The sequence below is a fragment of the Polyangiaceae bacterium genome (assembly GCA_016715885.1).
Taxonomy (GTDB): domain Bacteria; phylum Myxococcota_A; class Polyangia; order Polyangiales; family Polyangiaceae; genus Polyangium.
In genome coordinates, this window is record JADJXL010000004.1 from 1 (window position 1) to 21,404 (window position 21,404).

At 59.0% G+C, this 21,404-nt stretch carries 15 protein-coding genes; 4 read left to right on the plus strand and 11 right to left on the minus strand.

Annotation, left to right across the window (positions count from 1 at the left end):
* Positions 1-353: 353 nt before the first annotated feature.
* Positions 354-1,439 carry a transposase gene (locus tag IPM54_08260; GenBank protein MBK9259816.1) on the minus strand — a complete coding sequence of 362 codons (1,086 nt, stop codon included), beginning with the start codon at positions 1,437-1,439 and terminating at the stop codon, positions 354-356.
* A gap of 386 nt (positions 1,440-1,825) precedes the next feature.
* On the opposite strand from IPM54_08260, the gene IPM54_08265 reads away from it, so the two are divergent.
* A complete protein-coding gene (locus IPM54_08265; GenBank protein MBK9259817.1) occupies positions 1,826-2,104 on the plus strand; it encodes a hypothetical protein in 279 nt (92 codons plus the stop codon).
* 33 nt (positions 2,105-2,137) lie between these two features.
* On the opposite strand, the gene IPM54_08270 is transcribed toward IPM54_08265, so the two are convergent.
* From IPM54_08270 to IPM54_08290, 5 genes are all read right to left on the minus strand, one after another.
* Positions 2,138-2,725, minus strand: a complete 588-nt coding sequence (locus IPM54_08270) for a hypothetical protein (protein ID MBK9259818.1) — start codon at positions 2,723-2,725, stop codon at positions 2,138-2,140.
* Entirely contained in the window at positions 2,725-3,021 is a 297-nt protein-coding gene (locus IPM54_08275) for a hypothetical protein (protein ID MBK9259819.1), read from the minus strand. Before IPM54_08275 ends, IPM54_08270 begins: the two co-directional genes overlap by 1 nt.
* 727 nt (positions 3,022-3,748) lie before the next feature.
* Positions 3,749-4,357 carry a hypothetical protein gene (locus IPM54_08280; protein MBK9259820.1) on the minus strand — a complete coding sequence of 203 codons (609 nt, stop codon included), beginning with the start codon at positions 4,355-4,357 and terminating at the stop codon, positions 3,749-3,751.
* A gap of 157 nt (positions 4,358-4,514) precedes the next feature.
* Complete coding sequence (locus IPM54_08285; protein ID MBK9259821.1) at positions 4,515-5,003, minus strand: SMI1/KNR4 family protein; 489 nt, start codon at positions 5,001-5,003, stop codon at positions 4,515-4,517.
* On the minus strand, positions 5,000-5,449 hold the full coding sequence (locus tag IPM54_08290; GenBank protein MBK9259822.1) for an HNH endonuclease: 450 nt from the start codon (positions 5,447-5,449) through the stop codon (positions 5,000-5,002). Before IPM54_08290 ends, IPM54_08285 begins: the two co-directional genes overlap by 4 nt.
* 1,586 nt (positions 5,450-7,035) lie before the next feature.
* On the opposite strand from IPM54_08290, the gene IPM54_08295 reads away from it, so the two are divergent.
* Entirely contained in the window at positions 7,036-7,866 is an 831-nt protein-coding gene (locus IPM54_08295; GenBank protein ID MBK9259823.1) for a hypothetical protein, read from the plus strand.
* Between the two features lie 323 nt (positions 7,867-8,189).
* Here IPM54_08295 and IPM54_08300 read toward each other — a convergent pair whose 3' ends face one another.
* From IPM54_08300 to IPM54_08310, 3 genes are all read right to left on the minus strand, one after another.
* A complete protein-coding gene (locus IPM54_08300) occupies positions 8,190-8,831 on the minus strand; it encodes a hypothetical protein (GenBank protein MBK9259824.1) in 642 nt (213 codons plus the stop codon).
* Between the two features lie 9 nt (positions 8,832-8,840).
* Positions 8,841-10,043 carry a hypothetical protein gene (locus IPM54_08305; GenBank protein MBK9259825.1) on the minus strand — a complete coding sequence of 401 codons (1,203 nt, stop codon included), beginning with the start codon at positions 10,041-10,043 and terminating at the stop codon, positions 8,841-8,843.
* Between the two features lie 209 nt (positions 10,044-10,252).
* A complete protein-coding gene (locus IPM54_08310; protein ID MBK9259826.1) occupies positions 10,253-13,900 on the minus strand; it encodes a thrombospondin type 3 repeat-containing protein in 3,648 nt (1,215 codons plus the stop codon).
* Positions 13,901-14,294: 394 nt separating this feature from the next.
* Here IPM54_08310 and IPM54_08315 point away from each other — a divergent pair, with 394 nt between their 5' ends.
* Positions 14,295-15,125 carry a hypothetical protein gene (locus IPM54_08315; protein MBK9259827.1) on the plus strand — a complete coding sequence of 277 codons (831 nt, stop codon included), beginning with the start codon at positions 14,295-14,297 and terminating at the stop codon, positions 15,123-15,125.
* Between the two features lie 259 nt (positions 15,126-15,384).
* On the opposite strand, the gene IPM54_08320 is transcribed toward IPM54_08315, so the two are convergent.
* A complete protein-coding gene (locus tag IPM54_08320) occupies positions 15,385-17,433 on the minus strand; it encodes a hypothetical protein (GenBank protein MBK9259828.1) in 2,049 nt (682 codons plus the stop codon).
* Between the two features lie 156 nt (positions 17,434-17,589).
* Positions 17,590-19,158, minus strand: a complete 1,569-nt coding sequence (locus tag IPM54_08325; GenBank protein ID MBK9259829.1) for a protein kinase — start codon at positions 19,156-19,158, stop codon at positions 17,590-17,592.
* A 415-nt stretch (positions 19,159-19,573) separates the two neighbouring features.
* On the opposite strand from IPM54_08325, the gene IPM54_08330 reads away from it, so the two are divergent.
* Complete coding sequence (locus tag IPM54_08330; GenBank protein ID MBK9259830.1) at positions 19,574-21,349, plus strand: AAA family ATPase; 1,776 nt, start codon at positions 19,574-19,576, stop codon at positions 21,347-21,349.
* The last annotated feature ends 55 nt before the right edge of the window (positions 21,350-21,404 follow it).

Consider the following 21,404-nt stretch of genomic DNA (forward strand, 5'->3'; position numbering starts at 1 on the left):
TAGCAAGGTGAAACTAGATTCATTTGTGGTCAAAACGCCATCCGGCGTTGACACAACAGGCTTCAACATCATTGGCGAGTTAAGCGGCTATGCTGCGAAGTACCTGCCAAGCTTCACCATTAAGCTGACTGAGAAACCGTTTGGTGTTCCGGTGAATCCTGGAATACCGATTGCGAAGGACTAAAGAAGCCATCATCCACCATGGCTTGGTGCAACTCGACAAGCCTTTGCCATGCCGCTAGGTACACGGGGTCTTCAGCAAGCGCTCTCAAATTGGCGCACTGCGCGCAATCGCACGTGCATCGGGTGGCTTCACTCATGCAAACATGCTCGCATACGTATGCGGCGCGTGTCTAGCTGTCCGTGAAAAGCGACAGCTGTTTTTCCTTCGGTCGCCACGACAACAGATCGAGCTGTCCGTTCTCGTCGGCGATGGGAGCTGCAACGGCGATCGGTGCTGGTGTCATCGGGACGGGCTTGGGAGCTTCGATCGGCTTCATCTTGCCACCGTCGATGACGCGCAGGAAGCCCCGACCGTTCGGCAGCTCGCGGTGCGTCACTTCGGGCGTGCGCGGTGCGAGCGGTTGCTTGACCGGGGGTTCACACGGTCCAGACGTCAACAGCGCGGCAAGGAACTCGTCGATCGTCCAAACATGGTCCGTGATCCCGAGCTGCATCGCGGGCGTGACGCGCAACGTCTTCACGACCGTTCCGAGGTTGTACCAGGCATAGTTCAGCGCAACGGCGGCGCAGTGGTTCTCGGACTTTTTGCTGAACGCGTAGCAGAGTCGGCGCATGCGGCCGATGTGATGGCGCATCGTGCCATTGTTTCGCTCGATGTAGGCCGTGCTCGCCTTGTCCAGGTTCGGGGCCCCGAACACGACTTTCTTCGTGATGAACGGATCGCGAGGGGGCTCGTAGCGGTAGTCATCACGACGTCCTTTGCTGCCGTAGTTCTTCACCGTCATGGCGTAATCGATACCAGGGCCGAACGCGGCACCAACGGCGTTGACGTACGGCGCAAAGCCGTCGCTGGTCATCGCAGGCATCACCACGAGACGCGAGCGCAAATCGTTCATAAACGCCTTGGCGCTTTCCTCGTTGCGCTTGCCAACGTGCCACGAAATGACGAACCGGGACGACGAATCGAGAGCCACGAACGTGTACGCCTCCCCGACATCGGGACCATCTTTCGGCGTAACGCGAGCCTGCTTCTTGGCCACGTAGGACCAAATTTCATCGACGGTCACAAGCGAGCAATGCAGCTCGCGAGAGAGGCGGTCGTGCAGGTTCGCGGCACCTTGACCGAGCGTAAGAGCAAGGCGACCAATGGTCTTTTGCTGGACACCGGTCATGCGCTCGATCGCGCGTTCCGAGTTGCCTTCGACCAAAGCCGCAAGCACGGCAAGACGCTTCTCGTCGGACAGGACGTTCGCCATGGTCCCCTCGCGATGCGTACCGGCATCGACTCACGTCGAAGTCATCGGAACGCGTCAAGTGATGGGACAAATATATCGCAAACCCAAGCGTTTGCTAGGGTTTGCCCTAGTGCTAGGACAATGTATGTCAGTTTGGCGGGGTGAAACAACGTGCAAGAACCGCGTTGAAACAAGGTCAAGCGAATTGTTTTATGGTCGGACGAATATCGTCATCGGTGCGGGTGTTCAGGATCTCGCCTTGACGTACCGCGAAGCACATGCTTTCCATGGTCCTACGTCCAGACGGACGATGGCAACAGAACAAAAGAAAGAAGCGAGTTCGCGAGGTGGCGCCTCATCAAACTCGCTCCACGTCCTGCCAGGGTCGTGGAGCCGAGACTATGGGAATGCTGGCCATTCGTCAAGGAGATGTTCTGTTCTTCGCGCGCTCGCTCATGTGGAGCATAACGCAGATGAACAACATCGATGAATTGGACGATATTGGCCGGATCGAGCGCTTCCAAAATCTATGGGAACAGCGCAAAGCATTGTTGGGCCGACAGGTGACTCAGGAAGAACTGGACGACCTCGCGGCGCAATGCAAGGTGAAGTCGGTAAAGCTTCACTTGAACCACGACCCTTCGCTAACGCCAGTTGTTGGTGGTCCGGCACGGACCAAATTCTGACGAGTCGATCGTCGCAATGGGGTAGGTCAGGAGCTACCGCCGTTTCTTCCGATGCCACGGCGTAGGCGGGGTTGGTTGCGGCGGTTCGCGCCATCGTCCAGATGTGACCACGCTTCGCAACCACTTGCGACTGCGCGCAAGCCGCGCGTTGTACGTCCCGTCCCCCATCTGCGCGTCGTGGTAGCGCTCGACGTACGGCACTTCCGCCGCAACGTTCAGAAGGAAGCGAGCGACAAGGGGACGTTCTTCGATGCGTCGGAGCAGATCCCGCGCTTCCAAACGCGCCACGGGAGAGCATGACGGCCATTCCGCGGGCTCATCCTGGAAAGCCTCGTACCGCGTCGATGCCTTGCGCTTGTAGTTCATGAACGCGTTTTTTGCGACCAAGAACATGAACCGAAGCAAGGCGACGTCGGGCTCGTCAAGCTCGTAGCCCTGGATTCGTCCGTCTTGGATGCCTTGCCACGTGACGATCTCGACGTGCTGCGCGATATCGTCGATCTCGCGTTCTGGACAGCCGTGACGGCGCAGCGCCGCGCAAATGCACGGGCGCAAGGCGTGCGTCTCTTCCGGGGTGGCATCGACGATGCGATTCCCCGCGTGATTGATGACGAATCGCATCACTTCCCCCGCAGTGGCCGAACGCCCTTGCTCGTAATGGTGAAGCGACCGTCCAAGGCCACGTCCAGATCCAGCTCGGAAGCCGCAGAGATGCCGCGTGCGAGGGCCATGCTGCCCGGCTCATTCCCATCGAAAAAGTCGCGGATGTACGCGCGACGGAAGCCGAGCAAGCGAGCGATCGTGATCCATGAGTATTCGCGGCGAAGCTGCCGAACGAGCGCGCGCAGGTTTGCCCGCTGCATCTCGTTCAGATCACGACCCTTCAATGGGCGGCTGCGGTAGGGGGACGTCATCATCGCGCCCCCTTTCGACCGCAGAGAGCGCAAGCCCCTGCTTCATGAGGACGACCAGACAGGACTTGCTCGATGGGGATGTTCGCGGCGCGAGCCACGAGCACCGCCATGGCATACGTCCCCTTGTTTTTGACATGGTGAAGCGTGCTTACAGGCACGCCTATGACCGACGAGAGCACCTCGTATCCGCCGTAAGCGCGTGCAACGTTCTGCACGGCGATCCGGATCCGGGCTCGTTCTTCGGGCGTGGGCGTGAATGAAGGGCTGCGACGTCCCTTGGACGCGCGCTTTTCTTGGCCCTGCGGGGCAGGGTGAACTAGACGAAGCATCGGGTACGACCTCGCTACGACGGGGTTGCGCCAAGTCGCCCGCGGAGTTGGACAAGCTCCGTGGGCGGCGCCTTTTCAGGCAAGCGCATTGTAGGTCGCCGCAAGCGCGATCAGGTCAAATGACGGCACTATTCCTCAAATGACCGCACCATCGGTGGAGCGACCGGAGAGGGTCGCTCGGGGGCAGCCGAGCTGCTCGGGGGAGGCCGTGCGAGGTGTCGCGGGGGCAGCCGAGCTGCCTAGGGCGGACCGGTGGAGGTTGGGGGAGGGCAGTCGAGCTGCTTTGGGTAGACCGATATGGGTCAAGGTGGAGCGGCTGTACTTGCGAGATATGCGCGTATGCGGCGGAGGGCTGAGCGGACGAGCCAGACGTCGGCACGTGTTTCAGGATGTCAAGGTGATCAAGACCTGAATGCCGCGCGCACCTCGGGCTTGCGAAGATAGATCGCGCCCGCGATATAGAATCCGATTTGCAAGAGGAGCCAGCCCACGCCCACGGCGAGCCCGAAGAGCATGCTCGTCTCTGCGAGGCCAGTCGACAAGCCCTCCACGCCTGGTGGCATAGTACGTCCAGCGGGCAATGCTGCACGCACGATCTTGGGGCTGAATTCGCGCAAGATTTGTATCGTAGCCATTCCGATCGACACCGAGGCGATCGCATTGAGCACCTTCAATGGAATCGCCGCGATGAACGTGGTCGCCAGGATATCGCGGCCTTGCTTGCGAAGCTTGAGGCTCATGATACCCCCCACGAGCAGCGCCGCCGAGACCATGAGCGAGATGGTCACCAGAAAGCGGTTGTACGTCGCCCAGTTCTCGGTCAAGGCCACCAGCGCTTTTTTCATCTCCTGCTGGACTTCGGCGAGCGCCGCTGTTTGTGCAGGCGTATCGCCCATCATTTTCTCGGGCCCCGCCCGAAGGCTTGCCGCTCCGGTGAGCGCCGCCAAAAGATCGAGTGCGCCAAGGGCGATGGTAACAATCGACAGCATCTTGAGCTTGCGCGGAGTCATGCGCGCTTTCCTACCGGAGAGCTCCCGCGGATGCCAGTATTTTCAGACAAACGTTTTTCTGACCGAACGGGGGTGCGCATGATCGGGGGGGTCTGCACGATCGTTTGTCAATTCGCCACACCCTGCTCGTCGGAGCCTTCCGCGTGAAGTTGACGTTTCAATCAGCGGTCGCTTCCAATGAAGCTTGGATGTCCGCAAGCTCCTCAGGTGTCCAGTCGCGAATTTGTGCGAGAAAACCGTTGAAGTCTTTGGCCAAGAAGTATGGGCGCGGCGGTACTTCGGCGGAATCGAAGTACAAGACCTCCCCATGGTGCTCCTTCGACAAATCCAGCATGAAGATGTTGCCGCCCGAGTCACAGGCAATCGGAAGCAACTTGTTGTCCTTGCAACCTTCGAGAACTTCGAGGTTCCACAGAAGATCGCATGACTCAGTCGAGTCGTCGATACCATGAAACACGCTGATATCGGTTCCTTTGAAGTCAGCGCCATGGATGTCGATTAGGTTTGGCCGCGGACGTCCACCGTTATGTGCAAGCAAGAAGGCGCCGTACTGTTCCGGCAGTGGCCGACCAATCGACTGCTCGACACGCGCGAGGTCATCTACAGAAAGCTTTCGGCCAGATTCAACAATTTCCAGCATGGTCATTGGCTCGTCCTCGCAAAACCGCCGGTGTGCCCCGTCTGCTCGTGGATCCCCTTGGGTACCAGTTGCATTGTCTCGCCATCCTGATGATGGTGCCACGTATGGTCCTTGGGGTGTTCTTTCCATCCCGCCTTTTCATTTGCCAGCTTGAAGTCCCTTTTCCTGTCGCCGGTAAACTTGATCTTCACCTCTTTTTTTACCACACCCGCTGCTCGAAAATCCGGGTACCCATCTTTGTCGAACGGCACCTTCGTTTTAGGATGGACTTTCCCAGCAAGATGTGCATTGCGAATGACGGGTTGTCCGCCTGGCGCCCCCTTCGGCCGCGTCGTCGTCCTCGTGCCTGATGGGCTCGTCGTGGTCGTCGTCGTTGGCTCGGACGCTCCCCTCGGGCGCGTCGTGGTCGTCGTCTTGGCCGGCGGCGGTGGCGCTTGCACCGGTTTCGCCACGGGAGCCGGCGGTGCCTTGGCTGGCGGCGGCGCTTGCGGCGGGCGCGCGGCGGGCGCTGGCGAAGGTGGCGGGCTGGATGCCGTAGCCGTAGCCGGCTGCGCATCATCCGCGCGCGATAGGATGTCCGACAGCGCGTCGGCCCCGTGCTGCACGCTCACGACGCACGAGAGCAGGCCATTGGCCACGAGGCCCGCGGAGCCCACGACGATCACGACGCCCGCGGGTGCACCTCCGCCGGTCGCCGTGAGTCCCCCACCGCCAGCGATACCGGCGCATCCAACGCCGATTTGAGCAATGCCCCCGACGCCTTCCCCAACGGATTTGCCCAAGCGCGCCCATGGGGTGCCGCGAGGCAAAACGCCCGATTCAATGCCAACATCCGCGACAAGGCTGCCCAAAGGCAGGAAGCTGAGCGGTACGCCGGCGCCCGCGCCTCCAACGAATTGCGCGGCCGGATGATCCACGGCACGAGGGCCAGGATCCGGGGTCGTGGGAGCTGGCACCGGCTTTCCCAAGCGCAGCGCATCGGCAACCATGCGCTTGAATTGCTCAATGGCAATGCCCGTGGGCGGCATGATGCGTAAGGGCCGAACACCCGCCTGTTGGCCGATGAATGACGTATTCGGCTTTTCGTCGGCCGCAGCCTTGCAAGTTTGCTCGACGACGCGGACGAATTGCGCATGAAGCTCGTCCGAAATGGCGAATGTCGTCGATTCGGTGTCACGCTTGCACGGCGCCTTTTCATCCGCGCAATTCACCGCGAAATGCGAAAGCGACGGCCGTGGCAATGGCGACGCGTCCTTTGCATCCGGCAGCACGCGCGCCTGCTCGTCCTTCGGCAGCAACCGCTCACTCCCAGGCAATACCGACGGCGCTCTCCGCGGCTGCTCCGGCCTTGCAGCAGGCTTTTGCGCTGAACGCGTTATCGGCTTGGGCAATGGTTTTGGACCATTGCTCACGCTCTTCTTTTGCGGCTTTGGCTTGGCCTTCTTCGGCGGGGGCGGCGGTGGCGGAGGTGGCGGTGGCGGTGGAGGTGGCGGATCCGCTTCCGGCGGCGGCTGAACCGCGGGTGCAGGTACACAGCGCCGCGCGTCCTTGCGAATATCCTCGGGAAACCTGTCGAGGCTATCGGCGCCGAGTTTGGGATTGTGCTTGTAAACAGATATGAGGGTCGGTTCTCGGGTCCCAGGTTGCCGTTGAGCTTGCGACGCTCCATCCAGTGATGCGCTTGACGATCGCGAACGTGTCGTTGTCCGGCGAAAGATTGTCCGGCCTCCAGCACACCTCGACGGGCGCTACGTCGGCCCATGCGTTCGTCGTGAAGAGCGCGACCACGAGCACCGAACCACAGACCGCCCCAAGAAGGCAGCGCCACGACTTCAACACGAGCACGCTCGCCGCCCAGAGAAACCGAAGCCATGTCGCCATCCCGAGCCGTCCACCGCAGCACCTGGCACGTATCGACGCAGCAGGTAGGCTACAGGGAGGAAAACATGAAGGGCAAGCAAAGTTTGTAACGTCCCCCTTCCATCAAGCGCTCGATTCGGATAACGTCTCGGCCGCACCGCTTACGACGAGGTACATCATGCCCGAATCCAAAAAAGCCGCGCCCAAAAAGCCCGGATTGCCGCCCGATGCACGAGCCGCCCATTTACAAGTCGAAAACGAATTCGCATCCGTTGCGGAAGCCGATTTCGTGACCATCAATGTCGACATTCCGCAAGCCGTATCGCTGGCCCTCGGAGCGCTCGAAGGGCTCGCACCGCTACGCGCAGCCATCGTCGAACAACTGCCAAAACATTCCATTGCCACGTTCGATAAGCTCGGGACCTATGCGCTGGCCGCGTGGTATTCGCATTTGCTGTTTTTGAACGAGACGGCGCCGAAGAATACCGTCAAGGAATTGACCGAAGAAGCTGCGCCGCTTCGGGCAAACCTATTGCGTGACGCGGAAGCCGCTGCAGGTAGGGGTCTCGTGCCGTCAAAAACCGTCGAAGAAATCCGATCGGGCCAGGGCAATCTTGATATTGCCAATGACTTGGTCGCTCTGTCGGCGCTGTTCTCCGATAATTGGAAAACCTTGCAAGGCAAAACCGCTGCAACGGAAAAAGAAGTAGCTCGCGCCGGAGAGCTTGGAGCGCTGCTCTTGTCGGCACTCGGCGCGCGTGAACAGGTTGGCACGGTTGCATTGCCCTCGGCTGAACGTCGCGTGCGTGCCTTTACGCTGTTCATGCGCGCGTATGATGAAACACGGCGCGCCGTGCAATACCTGCGCTGGCATGAAGGTGACGCGGACGACTTGGCGCCGTCGCTGTACAAAGGGCGAGGGGGACGGGCTGCAAAAGCCGAGGAAGCTGCGCCCGAGGCAGTTCAGCAAGGCGCGCCCGTGGAAGCAGGGTCGTCGCAGCCTAGCTGAGCTGCTTGCGGCGGGCCGGAAGCGCATGCAACAGGGCAGCTTGGCTGGGATGGAGCGAATGGAGACGGTCGCTCGGGGGCAGCCGAGCTGCTCGGGGGAGGCCGTGCGAGGTGTCGCAGGGGCAGCCGAGCTGCCTAGGGCGGACCTGTGGAGGTTGGGGGAGGGCGGGCGAGCGCAGAGTGGGTCGCGCAAGCGCCTCGACCGGATGTGTCGGTATTTGGCAAGACCGCCGATCGCGACGACCGGTTGAGCGAACGCTGTCTCACGCGATGTTGGCACTGAGGGGGTAGGGGTTGCTGCGATTTGGCCGCTCGATGCGCAATTCAGAATGCCCAGCCGAGGCCGGCGCGTGCCGTTGGACGCAATTGCGGCAAATTTTCGAGGAAGAGCTGATGAAAGGTGCTGTCCGAGAAGCCAGAATAGTCACGATAGGCGTAGAGCCAGTATGACGCGCCGAGTCCGACGAGGAACGTAAAACCCTCCTTCTCGCGGTATTCGTACCCAACTTCAGCGGGCAACCATAGATCGAGACCGGGAGGGCCACGATGATCGTTCCACGGTATCCACTGAATCGTTACGCCAACACCGGTGGAAATCGACGACGACGGCGTAATGGGTATGCGAAACCTGCCCATTGCACCATGCTTGAAACCGAATTGATACGCGGCAGTTCCTTCGAGGACAAACCAAGGGCGAAAGGCATAACCCGCAGTAATTCCGAAGGTGAGTGGGGCGAATAGTTCTACCGTCGCCTCGATGCGCACGGCGATGGGTCGAACAGTTGCGGCATTGGGCACCTTTGCAGGTGGCGAGTGAACAGGTTTAGCCTTTGCCGGCTGCGGGCCGACATCCGCTGCAAGAGCATTTCGTGGCCCGAAGGCGATGACCAGGACTACCACGCAACCGATGGCGTCACGCGGAACGTTGCGCGCACGAGCAAACGTGCGAGGAGATTTGCTTTTCATGATGCCTCTTCAATCCGGCGGTAGACCCGTACCCAACGAATCCAGGCGCACGCGAGCAATCGTATAGCGACCGTTGATCTCGCCTGTTGCGAATAGCTCGGTGCACGTTAGGCCCAGGGCCGTAGAGAGTCGCCGCTCGACGGTGTTCGGGACGAACCAAGACCAGCCGTCACTGAGACGAGTAACGATGAGGTCATTTGCGGGGCCTTCCAATGCCGCATATCCGCACCCAACTTGGGCAGGTGCTCCAGAGATTCTGTTCGTCGGCAAGGCCCGCAGTCGCCGTGGTTGGAGTTTTGCCGGGTCCGTAGTGAACGGCGCCGTCATGATCGACCGTATTGGGAACTTGGTCTCATTCGGTGCTTTCCCTTCACCCTGGCACCAAACCATATCGATTCCATCAGTGCCGAAGTTCCCTGCTCCCCGGGTCCAGTCGCCGACCCAGCGAATGAAGGGACGAGCGCCGCCTATCGGGTCCCAGACGTTGATTCCTGTGCGGTACAACGTTGACGTACCCCAGAAGGCAGCGCCATCTCGGATTCGGAGGTAGCCAGCCTTTAGTCCCTCAGGGTCAACGGCTGCCGACGTAATGAAGATCTTTTCGCTCGTGTCCCAGGGGTGGAGGTGGAGCGCCAGGTTGTTGTCGAGCACGAGAAAACCCGTGGCGCCGCCAGCCATACCCTGGGTGTACGCGCCCACTGGACTCTTGTATTTCATGAGGGGCGGAGGATGCAGGTTGTCAAGGTCGCTGCCTATCGCACCCTGGTAGTCTTCCCATTCTTCAATGTCGTTCCCTCGGAAGAGAATGATGAACTTACCCTCATTGACGCCCTCGTCGTACGTTCGGCATTCGAGCTCGGTCCAAGCCTTACCACCCCAAACGAAATACATTGCCGTTCGGACGGGGCCGTCTGCATCGGCGACCATATGGATGGAATATGCTTTGTTGACGTAGCGGGCTAGCTGGAGTACCGCTGAACCATCCGGATTGCGGTCCATTGACGGATTCGCGGCGATTTTTGATTCTTTTCCGGCCCAATTCATCACCATCGATTGGCACACGAGACCATCGTTTGCCTCGGGGCAAGGCTCCCAGGTTATCGGCGGCGGAAGCATCGCTGCCGATTGCGGTACGTAGTACCGACACTTGCATGACCAATTGAGTGATTCCTGCCAACCCTCGGGCACAACCGAGGGGATTGGTTTGGGCACGCAAGCGTCCTCCACGGGAGGAGGCTCGATGTGGCCGCCAAAGCCGCCCGTGGTGGCGACAGTGCTGCTACTGGACGAGGTGCTCGTTTCCGCCGGACGGGACGCGAAGCCTCCCCCGCTGGTCTGTGCTGCGTGGTCACTGGGCGCGCATCCCATGGCGATCGAAATGACAAGGGATGCGCTCAGTGAACAAGTGCCGCCAGCGCGGCTCACAGTTGATCTCCCACGTCGGACACCGACGCCGAGCTCAAGGGGAGGTTTACGTAACGCTCGCGGTTGACTTTCCCGTTACCCTGCGATTGCCGCAGCAAAAGAGTATATCCACGCGCGTCCACGAGCGGCGGCAACACGAATGCACGATTTCCCTCAGTAATGCCGTCGACTTGCATCTCTGTATTGCCAATGTCGAGACGCGAGATTGCATGGCGTTTTGCGGTTACGTTGCTCGATGCAAGCAAGATGTCGCCATCTCGGTCCACCACGAGCCAATGGCGATTCCAGGCTTGATGGCGTGGCCAGGTTCCAAGGATGCGAGAATCGTAGCTGCGGAGTTTCAACGCCCAGAGTCGTGCCAAGCCCGCTGGCGTTTCATCCAAGACAACGAGCTCGTCGGAGTGGAAGTCATACGTCGCCGCAAGGACCTTCTCGACCTTGATATCCGATGGCACGACGTTCCAGTGGGTTGAATCGAGCGGATTGAACCAAATCTCGTGGGTTTCGACATCCGTTTGCACATCGCGACCTCCAAGGACAAAAATGCCGCGATGCATGCGCGTGAGCACCGCCGCATAGTCAATGGCATGTGGCGAGCCGTCACGTGGATCGGGTGGATCAACCGCACGATCCTGATTCGCCAAGAGGAAACGCCCATCCGTATGGACGGTGTCGATCAGCTCTTCACCGCCGACGCGCGAAAGTGCCACGGCAGCGGGAAACGATTGCGGCGTGCCCTGGTAGCTGAACGGTTCGGCTGCGTTCACCCAGACGAGATCCGGGTCAACCAGTCGCGTCTTCAAGACAGCGCCAAGACGGTCATTGATGACTTGCGCATCCTCATTTGGCGCACCAGTCAGCGCACCAAAAAGCCCATCATTGACGGGCAAGACATAATCGGCCTCGTTCAGCTCTGCGTCGAAGCGCCGAAATGCATTGGTAGGTGGTTGAAGTGTGGGGCGCCAGATGATGTACGTGGAGAATTCATCGGCATAATCTGCGTTCGCAGCATTGTTCTTCCCGTTGCCGCCACCTGGAGGGGGTGGATTGCCAATCGGCGCTAGGATTGGCAACTTGGTGATCGTGGAACTGATGCAAACCGTTGGTCCTTCAGGAACGAGCCCCTTTCCATCGATACCCAAGTTATGACTATTGGCGAGCTCGTCGTCTAGTGTGGGGTTTTGTCCCTCGACACCATGCAAACCGGTGCCAATGTCGATGATGTCTCCGACCGGCGTGTCCGCATGCAGCCAGAAATTGCCTCTCAAGCCATTCGGGGCGCCAGGATCCACCTGGAAGAGTTTGTCCGTGGACCATCGCAGGTAGTCGGATTGGTAGTTCCAAGTCAACATGAGGGTAGCGGGTTGTGACAGCAGGTTCTTCGCTGCCACGTCATACAGAATTCCTGGTCCCATTCCATTCGGATTCGTGCCATTCAACTGGCCGGCCGCAAATGTGACGCGATGAAAATGATCCTCCGCCATTTCGACGTTGACGCATCCCACGGGCGCGGGCGGTGCACAATCGCTCACCGCAAGTTGATCGTCCTGGATATCGACCTGTAAGTCGTCACAGAAGATCCCGGGCTGCATGTGGCAAAACCGCGCAGGCGTCAGAACGTCTGGAACGGGTATCGGCGAGCCACCAACAATGGTTGGAAGCGGGTGCGATGCAAGTGGATGCACGTCGATTTGATTGCGCCGCTCACTACCACAATTCAGCGTTACAGTGCCCTCATACGAACCGATGGGGCATCCTGCTGGACAATTCCCAAACTGGCACGGGTTGGGGCATTTGACCTTGCTCGTGATGACGAACGTTGGATCGACTGATTGCGACGGACACGGAACAGGATCGCACGCATCTCCTAGTAACGTTGCGCCATGGGCGTGCTCGGACAGTGCATTGCAGTTTGTCTGGAAATTATCAAAAACCCCGGGGCATGTATCGGCGTTTTCGCATACGCCGTCGCCGTCCGCGTCGTTCGTCGCATCGAACGGACACGGATCGCAAAGATCGCCCATGCCATCGCCATCTAGATCGAAAAGGCTGCTGTCGTCTTTGGTCGTTGGACACCAATCGTCGGGCGTCAATATTCCATCGCCATCGATGTCGTTGTCGAAAGTGAACTCGAGCCCTGGTACCTGTAGTGGAAGATCGACGTGTTCGATGTTCTTGATCGGCAGCCAGCCACCATTGGGGTAAGGCCCGAACGCTCCAGCCAACCAGCTCCACTTCTGGTAGGTAAACGATGCCGCCGTCCAATCGGTCAACATGGCTTCGGTGCACGTTGGCAGTAACGGATTTGGATTTACAGAACACTTCGGTGGCAGAGAAATCTCATCATAGTCGAACAACTTTTCGAATTGTTGCGCAAGGTCCAGGCTCAGCGGCTGGTCAATAAAGTGCTCGAGAGTGATACTGAGCACATCTGTGACTACCGCATCGCAGGTGCCAGTCCCACAAGTAAAGCCTGTGCAGCCGAAGAATCTTACACCGAAGACCAAGTCGCTCATCGTATCCGAGTGCACGTCATCGAAGTCTGCTACGGCTACTTTGAGAAACACCCGGAAACGCAAGTCTGCGTCGAACATCTCCGGCAGGTGAAAATTCTTACCAGCCAATTCTTTTGTCCAGTTGCCCTTATGGGTCGAAGGCAATTGGGGTGCGAATCCCATCTGGAATTTGAATCTGTTCAGTTTGGTTTGCACTGACACACCCTGGCATGAGCTATCGGGGAACGCTGGGTGCGCTATTACGGTGCTGCATACAGACGCGCAAGCATCTGCAAGCGCGGTGATGCCGCCGGTATCGATCGGAGATGGATTGACGCAGTCGCAAAGGAAGCCGCCAACGTGGTTACCCTGAGGAAATTGGCCTTCACCTCGGAAATACAGGCCATTTGGATCGTTGTTGAAAACGGACTGAACAGATGCTGCGGTCGGGCCAGTGTTGAGGACAAGATCAACCTCATATCTATCCAGCCCGCTCAGTTGCCCAAGGATTTCGAATGGCGTTCCTGCTACGGTTACTGGGTTTTGACCTTGCACGAGCGGAAATGGAAATATGTTGATTGCCGGTGGCAAGACTGCGGATTGGTCAGCTACCGGCAATTGCACAAGCGCCGGATCTATACTGACGCCGCCGAGAAAATGAGCAGTGAGACATCCTTCGTGTGCATTTGGCAGGCAAGCTTCCTCCGGACCGTTGCGGTTTACATGTATTCGGATCTCGGGGTTGAAATCGGCCAAAGCAGCGCGAATGCCAGCAAGCTTTGTATCATCAAGAAAGAATTTCCCATTAGCAATAGCGGTCGCGTCAGAAACTGGCACTGCACACGGTTGCCCGTTGCATGTCTCGTTCGCGATGTTCGAGCTCTGGAGCGTACCGCTCTGGCACGACACCAGCGTGCCCATGACTGCCATCAATGCCACGCGCGCGACGAGCGAGCGCCTAGAGGAGAGGAGAGGAGAGGAGAGGTTTGTTGTCACGGGATGCTGCCTCCGCAAGGGTATCACAGCAGCGGAACACCACATCCGGCGTACGTCAACAAAATAATTTGTCGTGCTTACGAACGAGCATGACCACCAGCCAAAAGTTTCACCTTCTTGTATACGTCGGAGGCCGAATTTCGTACTTGACATCTGCGGAAAGAGCTGCCTCGCGGACGTCGGAACAGCATGCATCAAAACGTTCTGGGGCTCCCCGTCGGCGCCAAGTTACGCATGAACCGTGCGGATGCATCGCTACGAACACATACTCGTATGCTGGAACCAGGGGCCCAGCTTTGTCAGCAAGAATCATGGTCGGCGCTGCGGCATCCCTTGAGCCGCAAACAACCATGATCGGCAGTCAAGTAGCGTGGACTGCACATTCCATGGCGCTTGTCAAGACGTATGGTGCGTCGACATACGGCATTCAGGTGTGCCTCGTTGAAGTCGATTGCATCCGTTTGGCAAGTTCGATGGCACTGCCCCCTTCCATCAAGCGCTCGAATCGGATAACGTCTCGGCCGCACCGTTTACGACGAGGTACATCATGCCCGAATCGAAGAAAGCCGCTCCCAAAAAGCCCGGATTGCCGCCCGATGCTCGAGCTGCTTATCTACAAATCGAAAACGAATTCGCATCGGTCGCGGAAGCCGATTTCGTGACCATCAATGTCGACATTCCGCAAGCCGTATCGCTGGCCCTCGGAGCGCTCGAAGGGCTCGCACCGCTCCGCGCAGCCATCGTCGAACAACTGCCAAAACATTCCATTGCCACGTTCGATAAGCTCGGGACCTATGCGCTGGCGGCGTGGTATTCGCATTTGCTCTTCTTGAACGAGACGGCGCCGAAGAATACCGTGAAGGAACTGGCCGAAGAAGCAGCGCCGCTACGGGCAAACCTATTGCGAGATGCGGAAGCGGCTGCAGGTAGGGGCCTCGTGCCGTCAAAAACCGTCGAAGAAATTCGATCGGGCCAAGGCAATGTCGATATCGCCAATGATTTGGTCGCTCTGTCGGCGCTGTTCTCCGATAATTGGAAAACCCTGCAAGGCAAAACCGCTGCAACGGAAAAAGAAGTAGCGCGTGCCGGAGAGCTCGGTGCGCTGCTCTTGTCGGCACTCGGCGCGCGTGAACAGGTTGGCACGGTTGCATTGCCTTCGGCCGAACGTCGCGTGCGTGCATTCACGCTTTTTATGCGCGCGTACGATGAAACGCGGCGTGCCGTGCAATACTTGCGCTGGCATGAAGGCGATGCGGACGACTTGGCGCCGTCGCTGTACAAAGGACGCGGCGGACGGGGTGCAAAAGCCGAGGAAGCTCTGCCCGAGGCAGCTCAGGAAGGCGCGCCCGTGGAAGCGGGGTCGTCGCAGCCTAGCTGAGCTGCTCGCGGCGGGCCGAAAGCGGATGAAGCGGGGTAGCTTGGCTGGGGTGGAGCGACCGCAGACGGTCGCTTGGGGGCAGCCGGGCTGCTCGGGGGAGGCCGGGCGAGGTGTCGCAGCGGCAGGCGAGCTGCTTGGGGGAAGCCGGGCGAGGTGTCGCGGGGGCAGGCGAGCTGCCCCGGGGCGGAGCGGCGGAGGTTGGGCGAGGGCGGACGGGCTGCTTTGAGGTGGCCGATATGGGTCAAGGTGGAGCGGCACATCATTTACATCTCGATGAACGTTCTGCGAAGTCATCAATGAAACCCTCCTTTGAGTATTTTGCGCGCCACCCGCCGCTCGCCATATACCGCGCGCCGAGCTCGCCGCGCCCCTCCTTCACCAGATCCACGGTTTCACCGCTTTCCGCAGTGAAGGAAAGGCGAAGCAGCCCTTGGTCGATGGCGCGGAGAAAAGCGAATATCGTCTCGTCCACGCAATCGGGGATGAGCACCTGTGGCGGTACCTTGCCGTCGAAAGGAACTGCGGCGTGCCTCCACCGCTTGGCCAGGGGCGTCTCCGAATGCGGCAACAGTTGCAGGTCGCAGCTTTGAATGGCCACATCGCGAACATGGCGCACGAGCAGTTGACCGAGCTCTTCGATGGCTCTGCGGGGCATGGGGAGCTCTTCCAGGATGGGGGCAAGCTCCGGCGTAGCGACGCCCCATTCGGAAGGGATGTCTGCGAAGTCGTCGATGAAACGCTCCTTCGAATACATCGGACGCCACTCTCCCGTCCCGATGTACCATCCGATGGGCTCACCCCCACCGACCACCGACCAATCCACGGTTTCTCCGCGGTTCGTGGTGAACGAGAGATGAAGGCGATCCGCATCATCCATCGCGTGCAGTAGCTTAAAGGCCGTAGCGTCTACACATTCGGGGATCACTATGCTCGCGGGCACGAAACCTCCCGCGGCCGCAGCGGCCGTCCGCAATCGCTCGATGCCTACCCCCCTGCCATGCGGCCGTATTAGCGAGTTACATTCAGGTATTGCATCGTCACGGACGCAAGACACGATTCGTTCGCCAAACTCTTCAATCGCTTCTCTGGACATGATCATTTGCCCCACGGTGTTGTCATTGGCCCCGCGACCCCGGCATCTTTGAGCGCCTGAATGGCCTTGGCCACGGTGGCCTTGGCCATGTCGCGCGCCATCCCAGCCTCGACCAATGCCTCTGCCCACACGCGCCCAATACGTGCCCTTCGGAAGCAGGCGCAATTGAATCGCTACTTCGGCACCGGGCGAACCGAGTGGCACGGCACCAATCGCGCCACCAGAAACCAACCCGCCGCCAAATTGCACGCGAGGATCTTCCAATGACAATGCTTCGTCAGCGACCGGCTTTTGCACCTCGAGCTTCGGCAATGGCAAGATCTCGCGCGGCTGCGGCGGAATCACCTGCGGCTCCGCCAATTGCTCACCCGCCCACCTCAGCGCAGCAATGAGCAATTTCGTTTCAATTTCCTGAAGTGGATCCCGATACGTTTGCCCCACATGTCGAGGATCCGGGCGCGCATTGTCTCGACACGACTGTGCCAAGATCGCCTCGAGCGTTGCTCGCAGTTCGGCAGGCATGGCGAGCTCCACGTCACGCTTGCACCGCGCCTTTTCGTCCGCGCAATTCACCGCAAAATGCGAAAGCGATGGCCGTGGCAATGGCGACGCGTCCTTGGCATCCGGCAGCACGCGCGCTTGCTCGTCCTTCGGCAGCAACCGCTCGCTTCCAGGCAGTGCCGACGGCGCTTTCCGCGGCTGCTCCGGCGTCGCAGCAGGCTTCTGCGCTGAACGCGCTATCGGCTTGGGCAACGGTTTCGGACCATCCGCCTTGCGCGGAGCCACTTGCGGCTTCGGCGTAACGTTCTTCGGCAGGGGCGGCTTTGGGGGCGGAGGTGGCGGCGGTGGCGGATCCGCCGCTGGCGGCGGCTGAACCGCGGGTGCTCGCTTGCAGGTCCACGCAATCTTGCGGATATCCTCGGGAAACCTATTGAGGCTATCGGTGCCGAGGTTTGGGTTGTGCTTGTAAACAATATGATGATCGGTCTTCGTCCCCCTCCATGCACCGACCTCCCTCCACCCCTTCGTATCCTTGACGATGACGAACGTGTCGTCATCCGCCGCCAATTTGTCAGGCCGCCAGCACACTTCGATGGGCGCCGGTGCGGCTGACGCGTTCGTGGCCAGCATCACGAGCAAGAGCGCACAGGCACAAACCCATCGCCGCACCACCAACGCCCAAGCGACCCAGAGAAGGCGAAGCCATCCCGTCATCGCAAGCCCTCCCGCGTGAACATCGCAGCAACCACGCTACGGCGTGAAAAGGATGGAGGGCAAGTTTTGAACGAGACGGCACCAAAAAATACCGTCAAGTTAACGAGGAGGCAAAACAGTCCCTACGCCACACCCCTGTTCGCGGCCAAACCCTACTTATTGCTGACTGCTTGGCGGACTCGCGGCATGAACGGTTTCGCCAAATGAATAACTCACGATGAACGCCAACACCGCCACCACGGCACATGCTCCAACAAGGATGAGCGCTCGTCTCGAGGGGACACGACGCTTGGCCCATTTCACGGGTTGATGGACGACGGGCATATCACGACCAACCGATGCCGCTTCCGGACGTACTGCGGGCATGATCACGACCTGCGGTGGTGTCGCTTGCTTGACATTCAACAATTCACGAGGAACCGGTTGCGATCGTAATGTCGACGCCGCGCCCACGGGAGGACGCTCCGCAGACGGCTTCCCTGTGATCGGAGCTTGGGGCGCCGCGACATACAGCTCCGCAGGTAATTTCCAAACGGTCGGCCCCTCACTCGACTCCGGATTGTTGGATTCGGGTGCCATGATGAGCGTACCGGTGTGCGCGGATTTCCTTGGCGCTGGCATACGAATGGTGGTTTTGGCATCGAATGTCGGTGCAGCTTCCGTTGGCGCCATTTGGTCCATGGTGTCCAAAGCTCTTGCCTTGATTGCAAGAACGGTCGGCGACGCCGGATCGGTCGGCGCACCGAGCCCTTCTGCTGCTGCCAAAGTCGCGATGGGTCGACTTCCCGGTATGGGTGACGCCGTGGCGCTGTGCGTCGCGCCCTCTTGCGATGGTCGAGCTGCCAGCCGTGCGTTCACTGTACCAAAGGGTGAGAACGATTCCGTGACGACCGGCCTTAGCGCAATGGCAAGATCCACAACCGACTGATATCGAGCTTCCGGCCGTTTTTGGAGGCACTGACGAATGATCGGTTCCAGGATCGAGGGTACGGATTTCATCTCGGGTGGACGATATTGAATGGCCTGTTGAAGCTGATACATGTCTTCGCCAGAGAAGGGTAATTCGCCCGTTACGAGCTCGTGCAGCAAGATGCCCATGGACCAAATGTCCGCGCGTCCGTCGATGTCTTTTGCCGACATGAGCTGTTCGGGCGACATGTAGGGCACGGTTCCCATGAGAATGTTCGCCCCGGTCAAACTCGCATACTGCGAAGCTTTGTCTGCCGAGGTTCGCAAAATTTTTGCAATGCCAAAATCGAGCACTTTGACGATGATACGTCCAGACGGACCATTTGCCAAAAATAGATTTGCGGGTTTCAAGTCACGATGATAAATGCCCAGCGAATGAGCCTCGGCAATGGCTTCACAAGCCTGCCGGAGGTGTCTTGCTGCGTCTCCAGCGTTCATGGGGCCGTGTTTGTCGAGCATGGTTTGCATGTCCATGCCTTCGAGATGCTCCATGACGATGAATGGCATGTGTTTATGGACACCCAGGTCGTGGACCTTGACGGCATGCTGGCTCTTCAATTTCACGAGAACCTTGGCTTCACGAAGAAACCTTTCAGCTCCGCCACTGGCTAGCACGAAGTTGGGACGCATGAACTTGATGGCGACGAGCGTATCGAGGTTTTCGTGATGGGCTTCCACAACCACGCCCATGCCGCCTTGACCGAGCACTCGGGTCACGCGGTACTTGCCATCGACGATGTCGCCTGCGTTGATCATGTGCAAGATCCCCTCTTCGGATGAGCGTTGCGGCGCTGCAACAATTGTACCACAGGATCACGGCGGGTCGAAAGGAGTTTTCGCGCGTTTTTGCGCGATACATATCACAACACGAACAGATTTGGCGAAGTGGTGTTCGCTACGGCATGCGAATGTGGTTGCCCAAGCTGGCGGCTGGGTGCGAAATCAACGCGATGCGCAGAGCGTGTGCGCGTTCGTGAAAAACCGGGGTTGACGGTTGGGGGAGGGCTGCTGAACCAGGCGAGTGCCATCCGTCAACCGTGGGCGTGGTTTGCAAAGGAAAACCCGAGCCATGCGTCGGCCGTAGGGAGTTCGGCCTTCTCGTACGCTTTTCTTCGCTCGTGTTCGTCACGACTGTGCTAGTGTCGCGCTGCGCAGCAAGGAAGGCACGGACATGAGGATCGCATACGGCGAGGCAGACTTTGCGAAGATTCGGCGAGGCGGCTTTTTTTACGTGGACAAGACGCCTTTTCTGCATGAGCTCGAACGTGCGGACCTGGGCTATTCGAAGCTCGTCTTTTTGCGCCCGCGCCGGTTTGGCAAGTCGTCGCTCGTCAGCATGATGGAGCATTATTACGACGTTGCGCTTGGCGCGCACTTCGACGAGCTCTTTCGGGGCCTCTGGGTGCATGAGCATCCGACGCCGGAGAAGAGCAAGTACTTCGTGCTGCATTTGAACTTTTCGCTCGTGGCGAGCTCTCCTGACGAGAACGTGGTGAGGGAGCACTTTTTGCGGGCCGTCAAGAGTGCGTTGGTGTCGATGTACGCCCGGTATCGTGGGCGGATTCCGATGCTCGATCGGTTTTTTGAGAACGAGGTGCATACGTACAACGATCCCGGGGCACTCATCAGCAATGTCTTCGGTATCATGGCGGGCACTGGGAACCCGATGTACGTCATGATCGACGAATACGACACGTTTGCCACGGCGCTTTTATCGAGCGATCGAAGTGTCTATTCCAACGTCATCGACAAGTCCGGGTTTGTCCGTACGTTTTACCATGCGCTCAAGGCGGGCACGGAAACGGGTGCGGTGGCGCGCGTGTTCATTACGGGCGGTACGCCCATCTTGCTCGATGACCTCATGACGGGGTTCAACGTGGCGACGAACATATCGACCCATCCAAATTTCAATGCTCTTGCAGGTTTCACACGGGCTGACGTCGAACGAGCCCTTGATGAACTTCTCGCGTCTCGACCGGCATTGACGACGATCGACGGCATTGAAGACAGGTCTACGTTGATGGCCGTCCTCGACGAGCATTATGACGGTTATCGATTCTGTGAGGACGCAGAAGAATCCATTTTCAACTCGAACTTGGTACTCTACTTTCTGCGCGAACTGTCCGTCCGCGGACGTTATCCGCGTCGGCTCCTCGATCCAAACGCACGGACGGACTACAAAAAACTGCATTCACTTTGGGCCAGCGTGGGACCAGCGGCCCAAGAACGTCGCGAAGCCATTGAAACCGTATTGAACGAAGGCGCCATTTGGAGCGAGCTCGTCGAACAATTCGGTTCGCGACACTCGTTCACGCGCAGCGAATTCGTGTCGCTCATGTATTACACCGGCATGCTGACGCTCGCGCAGGAAGAACCGATGGGTCCGCTGATTCGATTCGAAGTGCCGAACCGCGTGATTCGCGAATTGAACTGGCAACACTTCACCCACCTCTTGGAGGACCTCGACCGGGTCACCCTGCATTCCCACGCCATGAGCATGTCCCTCCTCGAAATGACCTCCCAGGGCAACATCGAGCCATTTCTGGAAGAGTTGCGCAAGAACGTGCTGGCCGTGCTGAGCAACAAAGACCTGAAAAAGCACGACGAAAAAGCGATGAAGATGCTGCTCATCGGGACGATCGTCACGGCAAACTTCTTTTACGTATTCAGCGAACAGGAATTCGCGCAGGGTTTCAATGATTTGTTCTTGACACCGCTGCCGTCGATACCCAAGGCGAAATATGCATGGATGATCGAATTGAAATACCTCACGACGAAAGAACGGCGCAAGGTGGGGTCGGTCGTGGCGCAAGCGGAGACGCAATTGCGAAAATACATGGCGGATGATCGTCTGGTCACGACATTGACGCAAGGCAAGGAATTGCGTGCCGGAACACTGGTCTTCGTGGGCGGCAAAGACGTCACGTGGCATCCATTCGCTACGTAGGTTTGGCAAGTCACCACATTTCATGAGCACGAAGATGCACTTGCTCGGCAGTGGC